Here is a 2,112-nt window from a genome sequence, read left to right on the forward strand (position 1 = left end):
CTGGTTGTTGAAATTTCAGCAGCTTCCAAAGAACAAGCTGTTGGTATCCAACAGATGAATTCTACTATGACCGAGATGGACAATGTAGTCCAAAAGAATGCCTCTGCATCTGAAGAATCAGCAAGCTCTGCCGAAGAACTTTCTTCGCAAGCCAATGAGCTTAACGATATCGTTCGCGAGCTAAAACAGTTAACCGGAGGGACAAATCAAAGATTCAGTAACCATAGCGGCAGCAACGGACAATCAACGAACAGCAACATGCTACAAAGCCCTTCGCAAGAATCTTCTAACGAGCACAGTAATAATTTTGAGAAAAAGCATAGCTCTAATGACAATGGCTCTGCCAGTGAAGAATTAATTCCTTTTGATGATGACGATTTCAGCGGCTTCTAAGACCTGGGCACCAAGAGTTGATATCCATAAATAATGCCCTGGCAGGTTAAAGCTGGTTACTTTAACGATAAGTCAGGGCATTTTTTTCCTCCTCCCTTTCCAATATCGTACTACGCGTTTATAAAAAGATTACTGCCTTCCCCTTATACATTTAAGTAATTTTCATTTTCTCCGATAATTATACCAACGACAAATTCTCCCTGATTTTTTTACTAGGGAGACAATAATAGTAGCTGTAATAACGGTCGTATGTAGGGTAAATATATTGACCATTCGTAAACAGCACAGCCGTAACATTATAATAACCGCATAGTTTTGCAGGTGGCGTTTTCGGTTAACGATGCTCACTTGAACAGTACGGATGAGGTGTACAATGAAAAGGATTGGAGCAGATATAGACTTTCATCCAAATTCAAAACACGAAGCTTCTACAGTACAGTTCACACGCATCCCAAACAACCTTTGACACCAAGCTACCATAGGCGTTCTACCTCTTCTTAAAGGTTCAGAAGGTAAAACCGAATTCTATCATACAAAACGTAATCACATAATTACCACAGGGTATAGCAATATGAGTTTTATAGAAGAGTTTTTTAAGAATATTAATTCAAATGTAAGCAGTAGTGATAATAACCGTACTATCGGCAAACGTATTTTGAGACTAGGAGTCGTTGGTACCGTAGTAACGTTATTGTTAGGTCTCATTGGGATCTATGCATTAAGTACTATCAACGGTTATTCCGAACGGCTTGAACAAGCGTATCAACCGGAATGGAAACTCTCAACAGAATTGAAAGAGAGCGTAAGTGAGATTGGATTCACGCAGCTCCGGTATCAAATACAGTATGATGAGCAACTGTATGATCATATGGTGAAATATTTCGGCAAAATTGATAGTGTCATTAAAGCAGCTGATAACCTTAGCCAAGAGCAGGATCTGCCGGTTTTAGGAAAGAAAATTGGAGAACTGCGAACATCAGCTAATGCATATCGTGAGGCTATCGGGAACTATCATAAAGCAACAGTCAATGCTGAAAAGCAAAAAGAACAATCTGTTGAGACCTACCACCGGGCCGTTGAATCTCTACAAGAAGCAGTAGAAGCCCTGCCGGCCGAAGAAGCTCTTGTGGCAAGCGAAGTTAAAGCACAACTCATAGAAAGCCGCCGCAAGCTATGGGATGCCTTAAATTCTCGAAATATAGACAACCTGTCCCAAGTAACCGCAACGCTCAATGATGCTAGAGAATCATTAGCAACTCTATCAGCCAATGCTAGCGGGGCAGTAGATAATGCTCTCAACAACCTTGATGAAAATATCTCAGCAACAAACGATTTTATTGGGGGCAAAAAGAATGTGATAGCCAAGCGGAATGAAGCTTTTGAAACCAACAACGGTATTTACTGGAACTCGGCGGACCTGAATAAAGCAGCACGAGATAATACTAATAAACAAGGTCAACTTACTACGGCAACGGTAACAAAATATACCTGGATTCTGGGTATTGGTGCAGCACTTGCAGTTATCATAACCTTACTATTGGGATATTGGACCAGTTATTCTACCACCGCTGCCTTACAACATATTATTGATCGACTCAAGAATGGAGCCGAACAGGTTAACTCTTCTTCGGATCAGCTTTCAAGCTCCAGTCAGGAACTGGCCGAAAGTGCTAACGAACAGGCAGCCAGCCTGCAAGAAACTACTTCTTCACTCGAAGA

At 41.2% G+C, this 2,112-nt stretch carries 2 pseudogenes; both read left to right on the forward strand.

The features are described 5' to 3' along the window. Window positions 1–393, forward strand: a pseudogene (locus G3569_RS18115) (methyl-accepting chemotaxis protein); the annotation flags it as partial. Between the two features lie 571 nt (window positions 394–964). Beyond that, window positions 965–2,112, forward strand: a pseudogene (locus tag G3569_RS18120) (hypothetical protein); the annotation flags it as partial.

The organism is Fodinibius halophilus (assembly GCF_011059105.1).
Classification (GTDB): Bacteria; Bacteroidota; Rhodothermia; order Balneolales; family Balneolaceae; genus Fodinibius; species Fodinibius halophilus.